The sequence below is a fragment of the Chitinophaga lutea genome, from assembly GCF_003813775.1.
Taxonomy (GTDB): domain Bacteria; phylum Bacteroidota; class Bacteroidia; order Chitinophagales; family Chitinophagaceae; genus Chitinophaga; species Chitinophaga lutea.
In genome coordinates, this window is record NZ_RPDH01000002.1 from 2,118,938 (window position 1) to 2,135,812 (window position 16,875).

14 protein-coding genes are annotated in these 16,875 nt (G+C 55.0%); 5 read left to right on the forward strand and 9 right to left on the reverse strand.

The window, feature by feature from the left end:
- The first annotated feature begins 235 nt into the window (after positions 1-235).
- Together EGT74_RS20820 and EGT74_RS20825 are read left to right on the forward strand one after the other, a co-directional pair.
- Positions 236-1,363, forward strand: a complete 1,128-nt coding sequence (locus tag EGT74_RS20820; RefSeq protein WP_123848485.1) for a cysteine desulfurase family protein — start codon at positions 236-238, stop codon at positions 1,361-1,363.
- 96 nt (positions 1,364-1,459) lie between these two features.
- On the forward strand, positions 1,460-2,224 hold the full coding sequence (locus EGT74_RS20825) for a zeta toxin family protein (protein WP_123848486.1): 765 nt from the start codon (positions 1,460-1,462) through the stop codon (positions 2,222-2,224).
- A gap of 28 nt (positions 2,225-2,252) precedes the next feature.
- Here the strand turns inward: EGT74_RS20825 and EGT74_RS20830 are convergent, their stop codons facing one another.
- The 4 genes from EGT74_RS20830 to EGT74_RS20845 form a co-directional block, all read right to left on the reverse strand.
- Positions 2,253-2,945, reverse strand: coding sequence for a LytR/AlgR family response regulator transcription factor (locus EGT74_RS20830; RefSeq protein ID WP_123848487.1), 693 nt, complete (start codon positions 2,943-2,945; stop codon positions 2,253-2,255).
- Positions 2,923-4,395, reverse strand: a complete 1,473-nt coding sequence (locus tag EGT74_RS20835; protein ID WP_123848488.1) for a sensor histidine kinase — start codon at positions 4,393-4,395, stop codon at positions 2,923-2,925. The genes EGT74_RS20830 and EGT74_RS20835 overlap by 23 nt, the downstream gene beginning before the upstream one ends.
- An 86-nt stretch (positions 4,396-4,481) precedes the next feature.
- A complete protein-coding gene (locus EGT74_RS20840; RefSeq protein ID WP_158618244.1) occupies positions 4,482-4,805 on the reverse strand; it encodes a DUF4907 domain-containing protein in 324 nt (107 codons plus the stop codon).
- A complete protein-coding gene (locus tag EGT74_RS20845; protein WP_123848490.1) occupies positions 4,789-5,799 on the reverse strand; it encodes a Kelch repeat-containing protein in 1,011 nt (336 codons plus the stop codon). Before EGT74_RS20845 ends, EGT74_RS20840 begins: the two co-directional genes overlap by 17 nt.
- A 260-nt stretch (positions 5,800-6,059) precedes the next feature.
- Here EGT74_RS20845 and EGT74_RS20850 point away from each other — a divergent pair, with 260 nt between their 5' ends.
- Both EGT74_RS20850 and EGT74_RS20855 read left to right on the forward strand, forming a co-directional pair.
- Positions 6,060-7,367 (forward strand): DUF4270 family protein, encoded by a 1,308-nt coding sequence (locus tag EGT74_RS20850; RefSeq protein ID WP_158618245.1) that lies wholly within the window; start codon positions 6,060-6,062, stop codon positions 7,365-7,367.
- 2 nt (positions 7,368-7,369) lie between these two features.
- Positions 7,370-8,599, forward strand: a complete 1,230-nt coding sequence (locus EGT74_RS20855) for a hypothetical protein (protein ID WP_123848492.1) — start codon at positions 7,370-7,372, stop codon at positions 8,597-8,599.
- 85 nt (positions 8,600-8,684) lie between these two features.
- Here the strand turns inward: EGT74_RS20855 and EGT74_RS20860 are convergent, their stop codons facing one another.
- On the reverse strand, positions 8,685-10,055 hold the full coding sequence (locus EGT74_RS20860; RefSeq protein WP_123848493.1) for a GH1 family beta-glucosidase: 1,371 nt from the start codon (positions 10,053-10,055) through the stop codon (positions 8,685-8,687).
- A 112-nt stretch (positions 10,056-10,167) separates the two neighbouring features.
- Between EGT74_RS20860 and EGT74_RS20865 the strand changes: the two genes are divergently transcribed.
- Positions 10,168-11,223: a formylglycine-generating enzyme family protein gene (locus tag EGT74_RS20865; RefSeq protein WP_123848494.1), complete on the forward strand. Its 1,056-nt coding sequence runs from the start codon at positions 10,168-10,170 to the stop codon at positions 11,221-11,223.
- Positions 11,224-11,319: 96 nt separating this feature from the next.
- Here EGT74_RS20865 and EGT74_RS20870 read toward each other — a convergent pair whose 3' ends face one another.
- The 4 genes from EGT74_RS20870 to EGT74_RS20885 form a co-directional block, all read right to left on the reverse strand.
- Positions 11,320-13,359, reverse strand: coding sequence for a M56 family metallopeptidase (locus EGT74_RS20870; protein WP_123848495.1), 2,040 nt, complete (start codon positions 13,357-13,359; stop codon positions 11,320-11,322).
- Positions 13,360-13,393: 34 nt separating this feature from the next.
- Positions 13,394-13,750 (reverse strand): BlaI/MecI/CopY family transcriptional regulator, encoded by a 357-nt coding sequence (locus EGT74_RS20875; protein ID WP_123848496.1) that lies wholly within the window; start codon positions 13,748-13,750, stop codon positions 13,394-13,396.
- 23 nt (positions 13,751-13,773) lie between these two features.
- A complete protein-coding gene (locus tag EGT74_RS20880) occupies positions 13,774-14,922 on the reverse strand; it encodes a carboxypeptidase-like regulatory domain-containing protein (RefSeq protein ID WP_123848497.1) in 1,149 nt (382 codons plus the stop codon).
- A 747-nt stretch (positions 14,923-15,669) separates the two neighbouring features.
- Positions 15,670-16,800, reverse strand: a complete 1,131-nt coding sequence (locus EGT74_RS20885) for a TlpA disulfide reductase family protein (RefSeq protein ID WP_123848498.1) — start codon at positions 16,798-16,800, stop codon at positions 15,670-15,672.
- Between the last annotated feature and the right edge of the window lie 75 nt (positions 16,801-16,875).

Consider the following 16,875-nt stretch of genomic DNA (forward strand, 5'->3'; position numbering starts at 1 on the left):
CTGAAACGGGCCTACACCCTGGCGAGATCATCCGGATGAAGGTTTACATCCCTGGGGGAGCCCGGCCGGCCGCCGGCGGCGGACAATATGACAGCCGGTTCAGGGAAAGAAGGTTGCCGGTCGATGTACGGCCCCTGGAACACCGGCAGAACATATCCCCTCCGCCCGGGCTTTTTTATGTCGCTTTTCCGTAAATTTGTGGCGCTTTTATATCAAAAACCAAACCACCACGATCTTGGAACGTATTTATTTCGACAATGCGGCAACCACCGCGCTCGACAAAGCAGTGCTCGACACCATGCTGCCTTATATGACCGAGAAGTTCGGCAACCCTTCCTCCATTTATTCATATGGTCGCGAATCCCGTTTAGGGATTGAAAGCGCGCGCAAAAGCGTGGCCAGGATCCTGAACGCCCACCCCGGTGAGATCTTCTTCACCTCGGGCGGAACGGAAAGCAGCAACACCGCTATTACCGCCGCCATCCGCGACCTGGGCTGCCGCCACATCATCAGTTCCCCCATCGAGCACCACGCCACCCTGCACACCGTAGAACATGCGCACTGCAAGGAAGACGTGAAACTCTCCTGGGTGAAACTGCTGCCGAACGGGCATGTAGACATGGACGACCTCCGCTCCCTGCTGGCCAACTCCACCGAAAGGTGCCTCGTATCCCTCATGCACGCCAACAACGAAATCGGCAACCTGCTCGATCTCTTCGCCGTGGGCAACCTCTGCAAGGAATACGACGCCATTTTCCATTCGGACACGGTGCAGACCGTAGGCCACTATCCCTTCGACCTGCGCAACACCCCGGTGCACTTCATCAACGGCGCAGGCCACAAGTTTCACGGCCCCAAAGGCGTAGGCATTCTTTACATCAACGAGAACGTAAAAATCACCCCCTATGTGCATGGCGGTTCGCAGGAACGCAACATGCGCGCAGGCACTGAAAATCTTTACGGCATCGTAGGGTTCGCCAAAGCGCTGGAACTGGCCACCGAAAACTTCGAAGAGCACAGCCGGTACATCAACGACCTGCGCATGTACATGGCGGCGCAGCTGCAGGAACACGTGCCCGGCGTCAGCTTCAACGGCGACCTCTTCGGCCGCAGCCTCTACACGGTACTGAACGCTTCTTTCCCCAAATCGGAAAAAAGCGAAATGCTGCTCTTCAACCTCGACATCAACGGTATCTGCGCCAGCGGCGGCAGTGCATGTACATCCGGAGCGGATGCAGGCTCGCACGTTATCCGCTCCATCAACAACGACCCCAACAAAGTGGCCGTTCGTTTCTCCTTCTCGCGGCATAACACGAAAGAAGAAGTGGATAAAGTAGTGATGAAACTGAAAGAATTGATCTGATAAAAGATCTCGCAATTTTTAAAACCGGTGCTTTGGCGTACCGGTTTTTTTTATCTTCATACGCACATTGTTAATCCTTTTTTTAAAAAATTGCTCATGCCGAAACTATTCATTGTTGCAGGCTGCAACGGCGCCGGAAAAACCACTTCATCATTTGTTGTAATGCCTGAAACCCTTCATTGCAAAGAGTTTGTAAATGCAGACGGCATTGCCGCGGGTTTGTCTCCCTTTAACCCCGAAAGCGTGGCCATCGAAGCGGGCCGCCTGATGCTCACACGTATCAGCCAGTTGATGCAGGCAAAAGAAGACTTCGCTTTTGAAACCACCTTGTCCACCCGCAGCTATATACAGCTGATCAAAAAAGCCAAAGAAGCCGGTTACAGCGTTACGCTGTGTTACTTTTGGCTCAGTTCGCCACAACAGGCGCAAAACCGCGTACGGAGCAGGGTCGCGAAAGGCGGGCATCATATTCCGGGAGATGTGATTATAAGGAGGTACGAACGCAGCGTTCACAACCTGACGGAATTGTACATACCGGTTGTCTACAAATGGGTGGTATACGATAATTCAGATAAAAATCCCGAGCTCGTAGCCGAAGGCGAAAAAGGATACATCAGGGAAATACACAGGTTCGAAACCTGGCAACGCATCACCAAGACACATGAAATCATGGAACCTGCTACCCCGCGCATGAGCGAATTTGCCCGTACGCTTACGGAAGCGTTACAAAAAGGTGTCAGGAAACTGGTGGAATACAACGCCAAACTGGATCAGGACATGGTGTACGGCGACCACAACGGCAACGTCTACCACGTACCGGCAAAAGAAGTATTGAGGCAATGGGAACAGGAAGAAAAATAAAAGGCTGCTGCGAAATAGCAGCCTTTTTTTATGAGTACTTCGTGATCACGTCGTAAAACTTGTCGCGGTAGCCTTCGCTGATGGGAATGGACTGGTTGGCGATCATCACCGTGTTCCGTTCCACGGAATTGATTTTATTCATCGCTACCAGGTAAGAGCGGTGCACCCGCATGAACTTGTCTTTCGGCAGGCGGCTCTCGAAAGCCTTCAGGCTTTTCAGCGTGAGCACCGGCTGGCTGAGTGTGTAAATTTTGATATAATCTTTCAGCGCTTCAATGTAAAGAATGTCATCGAGATTGATCTTGATGATCTTGTACTCCGTTTTCACAAAAATGTAATCGTATTCCATGCTCTTCGGCTGCGGCACCTGCATGTACTCATGCGCTTTGGTGACCGCCTTCAGGAAGCGCTCAAACGGGATAGGCTTGAGCAGGTAATCGATCACATCCAGGTTAAACCCGTCCATCGCATACTCTTCGTAGGCCGTGGTGAAAATCACCATCGGCGGATGTTTCAGCGATTTCAGGAATTGGATCCCCGTGATGTCCGGCATTTTGATATCGAGAAACAGCAGGTCCACCGGTTCCTCCTGCAAATAACGGAGGGCCAGCGCCGCGTTCTCGAATGTTTTCACCTGCATGGGAAAAGGTGCCTTTGCAACAAAATCCTCGATGATCTCCAATGCCAGCGGCTCATCATCAAGAGCTAAACATTTCATCATGTTTCAGCGAAATTTTAAGGTCAGCAATAAATTCTTCTCCATGCTCTCTGACAGTTATTGTATGTGCATCTGTGTACAACAGGCTCAGCCGTTTCAGTACATTGTTCAGTCCTACCCCGCCCTTCTCCGCCACCCGCTGCCGGAACACCCGGTTGCGCACCACCAGCTGGAAAACGCCGTCGGCGCCGATGTGCATGCGGATATGGATATAGGCCGGCTCGGTGTAACTGATGCCGTGTTTGAACGCATTTTCAACGAAGGGGATCAGCAGCATCGGCGCAATTTCGAGATCGGCGCCGTCCACTCCCTCCACCAACACTTCAACGGGAATATTACGCGTCATGCGCAACCGCTGTATGTCGATGTAATCCTGTAAATAACGCAACTCCGTTTGCAGGGGCACCTTGTCTTCATTACTCTGGTAAATCATGTAACGCATGATGGTGGACAGTTTCACGAGGGCATGTTCCGTTTCGGGGGAGCGGCGGTGCGCCAGCGAATAAATGGTATTCAGACTGTTGAATAAAAAATGCGGGTTGATCTGCGACTTCAAAAATTTCAGTTCTGCATGGAGGTTCGCCACTTTCAGCGCTTCCCGTTGTTTTTCACTTTTGAACCATTCCATCCCGATTTTGATAAAGCCGCTCATGAACAGCATCAGCAAAGCGAAAGTGCCTGACTTGCGGAGCATCTCCGGGATAAAGAACCGCATCATAAACACTCCGTCCCGGAAAGGCCTTGCAGGCACCGATTCCGCCCACATGGCCACCGGTTTGGCGAAGCTGTCGGATATACTGGGGCCGTGCCGCCGCCAGTCGGCATACAGCCGTTTCCGCCAATGCATCGGATGCCGGCGCATCACACTGTCGCGGAAGGCTACCAGCTGCGCTTCTCCCATGCCGTCATGAAGAGCGTGCACTGTTATCCCCGGCCCGGCCATGCCCGCCATGCCTGCCACTACGGGCATGCTGTCGCCATCGTCGAGCCGGTACATCACATTGGTCACTCCTACCGCCCTGCCGGGAGGCATGGCTTCGAGATGCGCGCTGTCGTCCGCAAACGACACCATATGCATGGCGGGGCCACCCTGTACAACCATCGTGGAGTCGTTCGCGGCCGTCAGGAAAGGCGGCCGGTTCATGATGGCGGCCATGAACCGGTATTCGACCACCGCCTGTTGTATCGCGATAAATATGATCAGCCCCAGCACGCAGGCGATGTATATGCCGATGCGCTTCAGCGTAAAGAATTTCGGGATCAGCACAAACACATTCAGGTAAAACAATCCTACCAGGAATAATGTGTTGATGGCCTCCTTGATAAAGAACGACCGGTCCGCCACCTGTATGCGGTAAGCAAAGAAAGGAAACAGGAAAATGCAGATCCATGCAGCCAGGTGCATGCAAATAACGACGAGCCTGTTACGGAAAATATTTCTGATGCTGACCATAGGTGATAATCGGCGATAAACATACACCACAATACTCTTAAGCAAGTGTTAAAACCCTTATAGCGATTCTTAACTAAGTGTTAAAGTTAATTCGGCCGGATGCCCATGCTATCCAGCTCGCGGGGACTTACGGCAGGGGATTCGCCGTGTTGTAATTTCTTCATTACAAGTCGTCCCACACGCATGGCTTCCTCTTTACTGCTGAATGGATGATGCCCGGCGATAGCCGGAATTTCCGCCTGGTAAATCACGGGGCGGTTGTTGCGGAATATCTGGTAACCCCAGCTGCTGCCGGTATGCACCGGTGCCAGCCGGAGCAGGTCCTTCTTTCCCTTGCAGGAAAAAAATACTGCGCCCGGCAGCACGGTGAGCATAACCCAGCGATGGAATGTCTTAGTCGTTCTCATCATATTCCTGGTCTGGTTCGAATCGGAACATATCGTCGAGCGGCATGCTGGACGTGCGGCCGGCCAGTACATACCCTTTGTTGGCAAACGTGAATGCAACGGCGCCGGTGCGCGCGGTGCCTTCAAAATCGCGGCGCTGGGTCCACTGGTCCGCTACGGGATCATACTCCCAGCAGTGGGTGGACAAACCGCTTTTGCTGCCCGTGGCCACGTAACCTTTGTTGTTCATCACGAATGCTACTGCATTGGTGCGCACGATATCATAATCGTTATCATAGTCGAGGTCGCTGGTGTTGGAGATGTTTTTCAGCTTCTCCCAGTTTTCCCCGTCGAAGGAATAAAAGTCGTTTTTCAGTTCATTGTTGTTGGTGCCTGTCACTACATACGCTTTGCCGCCGATCACGAATGCCACGGCTTCGTGGCGCTTGGAGCCGCCGAAGGATTGTTTTTCGTTCCATTCGTCTTTCACCGGATCATATTCCCAGGTATCTTTCAGCGCGCTGCCGTCGGTGCCCGTTGTCACATACCCTTTGCCGTTGAGCGTAAAACTCACGGCATCGCGGCGGGCGAGGCTGATGGCGGGGTTGGGATGGGTCAGCGGTTTGATGGGCTTCCACGCGCCGGTAGCGGGATGATAGGCCCAGAAGTCGTTCAGCCGGTCGCGGTTATCATAGCCCGTGCCCACATACCCGATGCCGTTGATCACAAAGGCGGTGGCGCTGCTGCGCACGGGTGCGGCGGGCGGCAGGTCGGTGATCTGCGTCCACCCTCTCGCGGGCGTGTACTTCCAGAAATCGCGGAGGTATTTTTCCCCGTCGTACCCGGTACCGATGTAAGCGGTATCTCCTATCACGAAACTCACCGCTTCGGAGCGGGGTTTGGCGCTCATCTCCTGCACCTCCACCCAGTTGCCGGTTTCATCGTCGTCGGAATCGCTTTTGGAACAAGCTGCCAGCAGGCCCACCAGTATCCATCCATAATGTCTTGCAATCTGCATACAATAGTTTTTTTTATCCGTTTCAAAATTATCCGGGGAACTGTTACAGGTATGATAAAATAGACGGACGCGGGGGCTGCGGGCGACGAATGAGGCCTTTTCATCTGCCAATCAGGTATTTTGCTCTTTTGCCCCAAAACGGCCGCCAACGGGCTTAAAATGGCAACCGGCGGCAGTTTGTGCGCACTCATCGATAAATATCGCGGACTGGCATAATAGCCCCGCACCGGACAATGGCTCCTGATTATCATTGCGCCGTTATGCAACTACAAACGATCTTCCTGGGAATAGCCGCGGTATGTTTTTTTCCGGCCTGCGACAAAGCAGGCTTCAGCTATGAAAACGCGGCAGGCGGCGGCAATGTGCAATACACGCTGATCGATACGCTCTCCATCAACATGCGCACCGTGCAGCCCGATTCCGTAGCCTCCTCCGGCACCGGCATGGCGCTCGCAGGCGGATACCGGGATGCGTATTTCGGCAACATCACCACCGGCAGTTATTTCCGCGTGGCGCTGCCCGACAGCCGGGAGATCGACGACAAAGCAGTGTTCGACTCCATCGAACTGGTGATGCGCCCGACCGGTTACAGCTATGGCGACACGCTGCCGCCGCAGACCTTCCGGCTGCACCAGCTCACCCAGCCGCTCGAACTGCCGGAAGAATACACCGTCCTGTTCACCCACATGCGCTGGCCTTATAACAACACACCGCTGGGCGTACAGCAGTTCGACATCCGCCCCACCTCGGGTGAAAGGCTGCACCTGCGGCTGGCCGACAGCAAAGGCATCGAACTGTTCAACATGCTGAAGGACGATGTGACCGACGTATCGACCGACGACCTTTTCCACGAATATTTCAAAGGCCTGTACCTCACCGGCAGCAACAACACCGCGGTGTTCGGCTTCGAGGCGAAAGACAGCAGCCTGTATCTCCGCCTGCACTATCATGTGGTGACGCATGAGAAAGAAGAGAAGTACCTCGACTTCCTGCTGTCCAAACCCGGGCTCCAGTACAACACGGTGCAGGCCGACCGCAGCGGCACACCGCTGGCCGCGCTGAAACCGGGAACGGGCCTGTACACCGCTGAAACAAATAACATGGCCTACCTGCAATCGCTCACCGGCGCTTTGGTGCGGATGGACTTCCCTTCCCTCCCCTCCTTGCAGGAACTGGGGCGGTACGGCCGCATCATGCGGGCGGAACTGGTGCTGCGCCCCGTTACGGGCACCTACGCGCGGGAAGCGCTGCCGCCGCAGCTGAACCTCGGGCTGGCGGACAACTTTCATTACATCGCCCCCGGCGATTCACTCGCCGCCGGCACCGGCACGGTGCAGCACGGGGCATTGTCGGTCGACAAACTCTATCCCGAAAACACCGTGTATACTTACGACGTAACGGAGTATTGCAAGGCAATGATCAATGCCGACAGTTATACCTACCGCGGCCTGGTGCTGTGCCCGCCGCCGGGCGCATACGGCGCGCAGCTGAACCGGCTCGTGCTGGGCGACGGCCGCAATTCCAAATACCGCGCTCAATTAAAAATCTATTATCTCTTATATCAATAGCCATGCGAATTCCCATCACAGGATGCCTTCTGTTGCTGGCCCTGCAAACACAGGCGCAGAAAGGCGTGAACTCCCTTTATTCCTCGTTCGGCATCGGCGACCTGGAAGAAAAAGATTACAGCCGCAGCTTTGGCGTGGGCAGCTCCGGCATCGGCCGCGGCGCCGTGAGTTTCCTCAATGAACTGAACCCGGCCTCCTACGGCCGCCTGCCGATGGAAACATTTTTCTTTGAAGCGTCCGTAGCTGCGAAAACCATCCAGTACAATACGAGCAGTACCTACCAAACCGCCGGCGACATCAGTTTCAAACGGTTCGCGCTGGGTTTCAAGGCGCATAAGATGTGGGGGCTCAGCCTGGGCCTGATGCCTTACAGCCGCGTGGACTACAAGCTGCTCAACACGCGCAGCATCGAAGGCACCACCGGCAGCATCCGCAACGCCGTGGAAGGCGCCGGGGGCATCAACCGCCTGTATTTTTCCAACGCCCTCCAGCTCACCAGGAACTTTTCGCTCGGCGTTTCCACCGCCATGCTTTTCGGGCCGGTGAGCACCATCGACAGCCTGGGCGGCAGCGGCACGGAACAAGATGTATTTTCCGAAGTAAAAAATTCCTACCGCAGTTTCGAGCTCACCACCGGCCTGCAATACAACGGGCGCATCAACGAATGGGAAATCGGCGCGGGCGCCACTTACCGGCTGGGCAATACGCTCGTCAACGAGCAGGATTTTTCGCTGAAGGCCGCCGATCAAACCGTGCTGTATGAGGAAACCCGGCAGTCGCGCGACTTCAAACTACCCGCACAACTCGGCGGGGGCATCCATGTCACCAACGGGCAGCTCACCCTGCTGGCGGATTACCGGCAGCAGAACTGGGCCGGCCTTAACGAGAACAAGGCGGAATACAAATACATGAACGCCAAAAGATATTCCGGGGGGCTGGAATACACCCTCTACCGCGACTATTTCAACAGCCGTATCGAAGGGCTCATCCTGCAGACCGGTTTTAATTATTCAACCGGTTACCTGAAAATAAAAGGCGAGCCCATCTCCGATTTCGGCATTACGGCCGGCGCATCGCTGCCCAGCAGAACGGGGCATCTGCGGTACTATATCGGCCTGGAAGGCGGCCAGCGCGGCCGCGCGGTGAAGGGGCTGGTGAAAGAAAATTATTTCAACGTGGTGCTGCATCTATCGCTGCGCGATAACTGGTTTTTCAAACATAAAGAACATTAACGGTACGGCGGGTAAACGGGGGCCGGGCTCTGCAAAACCTTTATACATTCTCCCCCAAAACGGTTCCCTTTACCCGCCGGCTTTCCTACAACTGTTGCACGCCTTTCCGCACGGGCTGTTTCAGCAGTTCGCGGAACCACTTCCCCGATTGTTTCAGCGTCCGTTGCTGGTTTTCAAAATCCACATGCACAAGGCCGAAGCGGGCTTTGTACCCTTCCGCCCATTCAAAATTATCGGTGAGCGTCCACACGAGATACCCCGTAACGGGAACGCCTGAACGTTTTGCGAGCAACACCGCGTCGAGGTATTCCCGGAAATAGGCGATGCGCCCCGCGTCGTCCACTTCGCCGTTTTGCAGCACGTCGTTGAAAGCCGCGCCGCTTTCGGTGACCATGATCTCTTTCACGCCTTTATACGCGGCGAACTGCTGCAGGATGCTGTACATGCCCTGCCCGCTGATTTCCCAGCCCAGCGCGGTAAGCGGCACCTGGCGGTAACGGGCTTTCACTTCGGACACCTGTACGTAAGGCATGAACGCGTTGTAGCGCACCACCAGCGGGAAGTAGTTCTGCAGGCCGATAAAATCGAAGTTGAAAGGCAGCTTTTCCCAGTCGCGCCACAGGGCGTAACGCCGTTCGATGCGTTTCAGCAGCGGGAAGGCGTCTGTCGGGTACCCCATGCCCAGCGCGGGTTCTATGAAGAGGCGGTTGAACAGGGCGTCTGCCCGGCGGGCCGCCTGCAGGTCGTTCTGGTTGTTGGTATACGGGATGATCTGTGAACAGGAGTAGGTGGTGCCGATGCGCGCATCCGGCGCTTCCGCCCGTACGGCCCTGCCGCCTTCGGCCTGGGCCAGCGCCACGTGATGCACGGCGGGCAGGAAATACGAGAGGCCGAACTTGCCCGGCGCATGCACGCCGAGCATGTATCCCAGCGAGGTGAACCCGAAGGGCTCGTTGAGCACCAGCCAGTTTTTGACTTTATGGCCGTAGGCCCGCGCGCAGACGGCGGCGAAACTTTCGAAGGCGAACACGGTGCCCCGGTGGCACCAGCCGCCCTTGTGCTCCAGCGTTTGCGGCAGGTCCCAGTGATACAGGGTTACGTAAGGTTCCAGCCCCGCGGCGAGGCAGGCGTCTATCACGCGGTGGTAAAAGTCGATGCCCGCCTGGTTCACGGCGCCGGTGCCGTTGGGCATGATGCGGGGCCACGAGAGCGAAAAGCGGAACACATCGAAACCCATCTCTTTCGCCAGGGCGATATCGTCGAGGTACAGTTCGTAAAAGGTGCAGGCGGAACGGGCGTGCGTGCCGTCTTTGATCTTGCCTTTGCGCGCCGTGAAAGCGTCCCAGATAGACACGCCTTTCCCGTGAGCGTCGTGCGCCCCTTCATTCTGGAAGGCGGAGATGGCCACGCCCCATTTGAAATCCGGTCCAAAATCGCTGCGGGTGAACTGGTTCAATACAAGGTTCCGGTTTGATGATTCTGTGTTGTAATATGTAACATGTCCGCGACATGGCCGAACTTTGAGGAGAATTTAACAATTTCACAACCGGCATCGTACCTTTGCGGCGATGAAACAGCTGTCTACTCTTTTTTCCATATCCCTCGTACTGATATTCACCGCCTGTCAGCCGGCAAGCAGGCCGGCCGACGAAAAAAACATCCCTCCCGCAGTGTCCATCCTCAATCCCATGGTACTGATACCCGGCGGCACTTTCGAGATGGGCGCGGACGACAGCAGCGGCATGCCCGACGAATATCCCCGCCACACCGTAAAACTGGATTCTTTCTGGCTCGACGGGCATGAAGTGACCAACGCGGAATTCAGGGCGTTCGTAAAAGCGACGGGGTATGTAACAACAGCAGAAAGACCGATTTCAGCAGCCGAAGTACAGGCAACGCTCCCGCCCGGCGCCACGGTAGACAGCAATATGCTCAAACCCGGCTCACTCGTGTTTGTGCCCACGCCCGGCGCGGTGGACCTCAACGACGTCAGCCAATGGTGGCGGTTTGAACTGGGGGCCGACTGGCAGCATCCGCAGGGCCCCGGCAGCAGCATTAAAGGAAAAGACAACTATCCCGTGATTCATATTTCCTGGGAAGACGCGCAGGCTTTTGCTTCCTGGGCCGGCAAACGCCTGCCCACCGAAGCGGAATGGGAATACGCCGCGCGGGGCGGTCTCAAAGGCCAGCCCTTTCCCTGGGGCAGCGAGGCGCCGCAGACCGGCAAAGCGAAAGCCAACATCTGGAGCGGGCATTTCCCGTATGAGAATACCGAAACGGACGGGTTCGACGGCATTGCGCCCGTCAAATCCTTTGCGCCTAACGGATACGAACTGTACGACATGGCGGGGAATGTGTGGGAATGGACGGCCGACTGGTACAACGGCAATTCCTATAAACAGGAAAAACCCGGCTGCCGCAATCCCCAGGGCGCCGATGTACCGGACGACCCCGCCGATCCGGCGCAACCCAAACGCGTTATCCGCGGCGGCTCTTTCATGTGCAGCGACGAATATTGCCGGGGCTACCGCGTTTCCGCCAGGATGAAAACCACGCCTACTTCCGGGCTTTCCAACCTTGGCTTCCGCTGCGCGCGCAGTGCTTATAAAAACGGCCAAAAATAAAGGGCCGCTCCTGTGCGGAGCAGCCCTGCTGAATCTACGTAAGAACGGGCTGGATGAAATCACCTGGCGGGCGCAAGTTCATCCGCATCCTGGGAATTACTGTTTCACGATCTTCGAGGTCATCCGTACGCGGCCATCCAGTACGAGTTTGAGGATGTAAGTGCCCGCCGGTTTGTTCTTCAGGTCAACAACGCCTTTGTAATTGCCGGAAAATCCATTGAGTGATTTATAGTACACCTGTCCACCTTCCATGTCTATCACCTCGAGGTGACCTTTGCCTGCCTTTGCCACGCTGAATGCGATGTTCACGAGGCCGGTAGTAGGGTTGGGATAAGCGGCGGCCGGAATGGTTTCGGCGGATGCAGGCGCCGCAGCCAACGTTGTACCGCTGCCGGAGGTGCTGCTGAGTGCCTTTACGGAATCCACCACCACCGTAGCCTGCATCGTATAGGTGGTCATGTTCTTCGGTTTGCCATATCCTGTTACCGTCACCTCCTTCCGGGAGGAATCCTTGCCGTTTGTGGCGCTCCGTGGTTTTCCATAGCCTGTCACCACTACTTCCTCCACGCGGCCATTGCCGTTTACCGCGCTTCTTGGTTTGGCATAACCGGTTACCACCACTTCCTCCACGGCTCCACGGCCGTTCGCTGTGCCGGCGGATGCACCTTTTCCTTCCACGGTTTTGGTTGCCAGGCCGGCTTTGGTGGTGATCAGGATCACCCCGTTGTTGCCGGCGCTGCCATAAAGGGCTGTAGCGGGTTTATCTTTCAGCACGGTGATCGCCTCTATTTTCGCGGGGTCGATTTTTTCGATGCCCCATTCAACGATCTCCCCGTCGAGCACATACAACGGCTGTTTGTCGGCCGGCACGGAGTGCAGGCGCAGGTTGCCGCTGGGGGCCGTGGTGTCGGAAGAAGTGCTGCGGATGCGTACGCCCATCACTTTCCCGGCCACTAAAGACCCGGAATTGCCGTGAACGGTAATGGAATCCCCCGTCATCGTAGTGGCGCCCGAGCGCAATCTCACCACCCGCCTGGCATCATCCCCCTCACTCCGCTTCTCCACTACCTTCGCCAGCGTGAGGAAGCTGGCGGAATCTTTTACGATCTTAACCTGGCCGAGGTCTTTTTTCACTTCCGGCGCGGTGTCCCTCTTTTCGCCTGTGATGGCGGTCTTTACGTCGTCTACCACCCCGCTCACTACTTCGTTCACAGCTGCTCCGGAGCCGGTGATGGCCGTTTTAACTTCCGTTACCACGTTGTTCACCACGGTACCGGGTTTGGTAAAGTTCAGGGATAAAAGCACGCCGCATACGAGGCAGGCCAGTACCGCGTAACGGTAAATGTGCACGGCCGATGATTTTCTTTTGTTCATCATACTGATGCGGTTTTTTAAATGTGAGAAATTAAAGTTGTTGGCGAGGGCCGCGGTGTAGGGCGATGCGTTCACCTGTATCAGGCTGTACTGGTACGCCTTCGGATCCATGCCGGAACGGAGGATGGTACGGTCGGTCAGGAATTCGAGGTTCTCCTTCACCGCCGTTTTCATCAGCCACGCGCCGGGGTTGAACCAGTAAAACACGTTGTTCATTTCGCTCAGCATCACGTCGGCCGAATGCCAGTCTCTGACGTGCACGCTTTCATGGTCGAGGATGGCTTTCAGTTCCTTGTCGGTATGCAGGGAAGGATTGACGTAGATGTTCCGGAAAAACGAAAACGGGTTCATCGTTTTGCCCATGACACGCACCTCGCGGTGGAGAACCGTGCCCGGCGCCGTTTTGCGGTGCAGTATCAGCAGCGAGGCCAGCTGCACCAGCAACCGCAGGAACATCACGCCCACGCCCGCCCAGAACACCCACTCCAGCAGCATCCATGCCGTGAAGGTTTCCGGCTGCACAGCCTGTAAAGCATTCAGGTCCGGCACATAAGTGATCACCTGCTGGGCCAGCGCTTCATTACGGTTGAAAAAATCATTCACATCCACCAGCGGGAACAGGGAGGAAAAAATGATACCGGACACCAGGAAAAAACGGTTAAGCGTATAAAACGTAAGCCTGCGCAGCCCCAGCCGGTAGGCCAGGTAGAAGAGACAGAGCGCAATATTGGCTTTGATCAGGTAAATGATTAATTCGGGCATGCTCTTGCATTATGAACGTGAACAGATAGGCGGTTTATTTCTTCTCGATCATGCGGATGATCTCTTTCAACTCATCGGGACTGATCTTTTTATCCCTCGCAAAAAACGTCACCAGCTCCTTGTAGGAATTTTCGAAGTAGTCTTTCACAAACCCGCTCATGAACTTTTTCTTGTACTCCCCTTCCTCGATGGTGGCGGTATATTCATACACGTTACCGATCTTGCGCGCATCCACATACCCCTTTTTCTCAAGGTTCTTGATGGTAGACGCCAGCGTGGTGTACGGCGGTTTGGGATCGGTATGCGCCTCCAGGAAGTCTTTCACAAAACCGTTCCCTGTTTTCCAGATCGCCTGCATCGCCGCTTCCTCTTGTTTGGTCAGCTTTTCCATATGATGTATTTAAAAGAATGTTGTTACGGTTTATAATCGAGCGGCAGCATTTCCGCCATTTTTTCCCAGCCCCAGTATTGCTCCACCACAATATCTACCGGCGAACCGATATTACCGTTAACGTCCAGCGGAACTTCCGGCGCCAGCATGCTCATCACGGACACCTGTTCCTTCGGGCGCGTTTTCTGCCCGGGTTTATGTTTTGCCACGTACAGCCGGTCTTCCTTTTCTTTTGAATACACCACATAGAGATGGTCGCGGAAGATCAGGGAAAACCCGTTGCCGTCGGGCCTGTACAGGCTATCGTAAGGCAGTTGCGCGGTGTACAGGTAGCTGACGCTGCGGGAAAACAGGGCCGGGGGCTGTATCTTCACACCCAAACTATCCTGCCGGGCTGGCGAAGGCGATACATAATCCCGCGTCCTTTCTTTCCTGACCAGCTTCTGCACGCTGAACCCGTCTTTCGCCAATTCCCTTCTGATCAGGCTCCGGTAAAAATGCGCCGTGGAACCATAATACGCCGCTTCCCTGTTCTGCTCCCACTGCCGCTGCTGGCGGCCGTTCCCCGCTTTCATCGGCTCAAACAGCGGGTTGCCGTAATACAGGGTGTAACCGCTGCGCATGTTGTACTGGAAATTGATGAGCAGGAACTTCACCCGGTAGCCCAGCGCCCTGTTCTCCAATATCACAAAATCATCCGCGCTGGCGGTGAGCAACTGCCGGCCCGCATCGTATTCCAGGTCTATCACCTCACTGTTGAGCACCCTGCATTGTTTGGCCAGGGTGCTTTCCCCGATGAAGTGACTGTAAAATACTTTCAGCCACCGTTCCCGCTCCGCATTGCGTTTTACCACGAACTCCTTCAACAGCCCCGGTTTGGGACGGAGGGTCACTTTAAGGCCCGTAACATCCGCGTTTACTTCCACCGGCAACAGCTGCGGCTCATACCCGAGGTAGGAAACGATCAGCTCATATTTCCCCGCCGGTACCTGTCGGATGGTAAACTCCCCGCTTTCCGTGGAGCGGCCGCCCAGGGTGGTTTGATTCAGGAAGGCGCTGGCGAAAGGCAGCGGCTGCCCCTTTTCGTTGAACACCGCCCCGGTGATCCGGTGTTGTGCCGTAACTGCCAGGGTTACCAGCAGCCCAACCACCACCGTTACGAAATATCTCATAATTACGAGTCTGTCGTAAATCTACGAACATTTCGTAGAACTTCAAAATCTTTTTAAGAATTCTTTGAGGAAAGTTTTACCAGCGGCTTCAATGGGTTGATAATCAGATAAAAGAAGGCATGATTACCCGCTTCAACGGATGGGCGCCCGGTTAACGGGAGAATAATGATCTGCTTCTGCTGTTTGATAATGAGGATAATAGTGGCTCCAATGAATTGATAATCAACCTACAGGAAGGAATGGATTATAGACGTCAACGGATTGATAATCGCGTCGGAATATCTGAATCAACCTTTCTTCGAGTGTCAAATCGCTCCAAACCTATACTGGCATTGTGCTTACAGAGGGTTACGTCATATCTCCGTTATATCTCCGTCATAGTTCCGTTATAGTTGCGTCATACTATTAAAGATATGGCGTAACTATAGTTGAGGATAGGCAGAAGTCTGCGGGAATTATAGCGAAACATTCAGGATTTGCAATACCGGCAAAGGGTCAAGGTTATGACCGACAAGGGAAGACCATGCGGAAATCGTTGTAACTCATGAGATCAAAGGCTTCTGATGGATGTTGTCAGTCCTGGGAGGAGGGTACAGGCAGATGCAAATGTCCTGTAGCCGGTTTACAGGTGTCTTTCATATCCTGCCTGCGGTGTACAGGGAGATTCGTATTACGAGGGATGATTTCCGGCATATAAAAAACGGGCCCCGCTGTGAGGCCCGTTTTTCTATCTGCAATGCGAGTGTACTATTTGAACAATTCCGCCAGTTTGCTGTCGAGGTCTTCGCCACGGAGGTTCTTGGCCACGATCTTCCCTTGCGGGTCGAGGAGGAGGTTCTGCGGGATGGCGCGGATGCCGTAGAGTTTCCCTACTTCATTGGCCCAGCCTTTCAGGTCGGATACCTGCGTCCAGGTGAGCTGGTCTTTTTTAACGGCTTCCACCCATTTCTCCTTGTTTTCGTCGAAAGAAACGCCGAGGATGGTGAAACCTTTGTCTTTATACTTGTTGAAAGCGCTCACCACGTTGGGGTTTTCAGCGCGGCAGGGACCGCACCAGCTGGCCCAGAAGTCGATCAGCACGTATTTGCCACGGAAAGAAGCCAGGGTAACGGCTTTCCCCTCAGGATCGTTCTGGCTGAACTCGATGGCGGGCTGGCCGGGCGACAGTTTCTTCGCCAGCTCAAGGCGGTAGGCGAACTGTTTGCCGGTAGGCGTGGCGCGGGCTTCTTTGGACAGGGCGTTGAACAGGGGCTCCACTTCGCCCACATTCAGCTCGTAACCGGCCACCTGGTTCAGTACATACATCCCGATGGGCGAATGGGGATCGTCGGTGAGGTACTTGCGCATGATGGCCTTATGGCTGGCTTCCAGCTCTTCAAAGCGGGCTTCCAGTTTTTTCATGCCGGCCTCGTCTTTGGCGTTGTACAGCGCCCGGTATTCCTTGTTCAGCTCCATGCTCTGTTTCACCACATTCTCGGTGAGGCTGTTGAGCCTGTTAAAGGCTTCCTGGTGTTTGGTACCGCCGGTAACGGGTTTGGCAGCGATATCGGAAATGGAGATCGTATTGGTGCCGCCGCCGATGAACAACACGGCCACTTCCTTTCTGCCCATCGGGTTATCGGGCGTGGAAGGGATGGAGGCGAACAGTTGGGCGGTGGTGGGCTCGGGGATGGTGCCGGCAAAGAGGAAGCGGCCATCGGGCGTGGTCACGCTGTCGGTAAACATCTTCCCGTCTTTTCGAACCCTGAAATACAATTTGGTCGGTTTTTCCTGCTGCGCGATGCTCCCACGAACTTCGTAGGGAACCTCTTTCTCTTTTCCCTGCGCAAACAGCGCAACGGGGCTGAAAAGCACCGCTGCCATCAACAATTTCTTCATGCTTGATTACTGTTTTCTAGTCTCTGGCAAAATTGGCCATTCCGGCCTGTAAAAGCAAGCCTAAAATGATAGGCG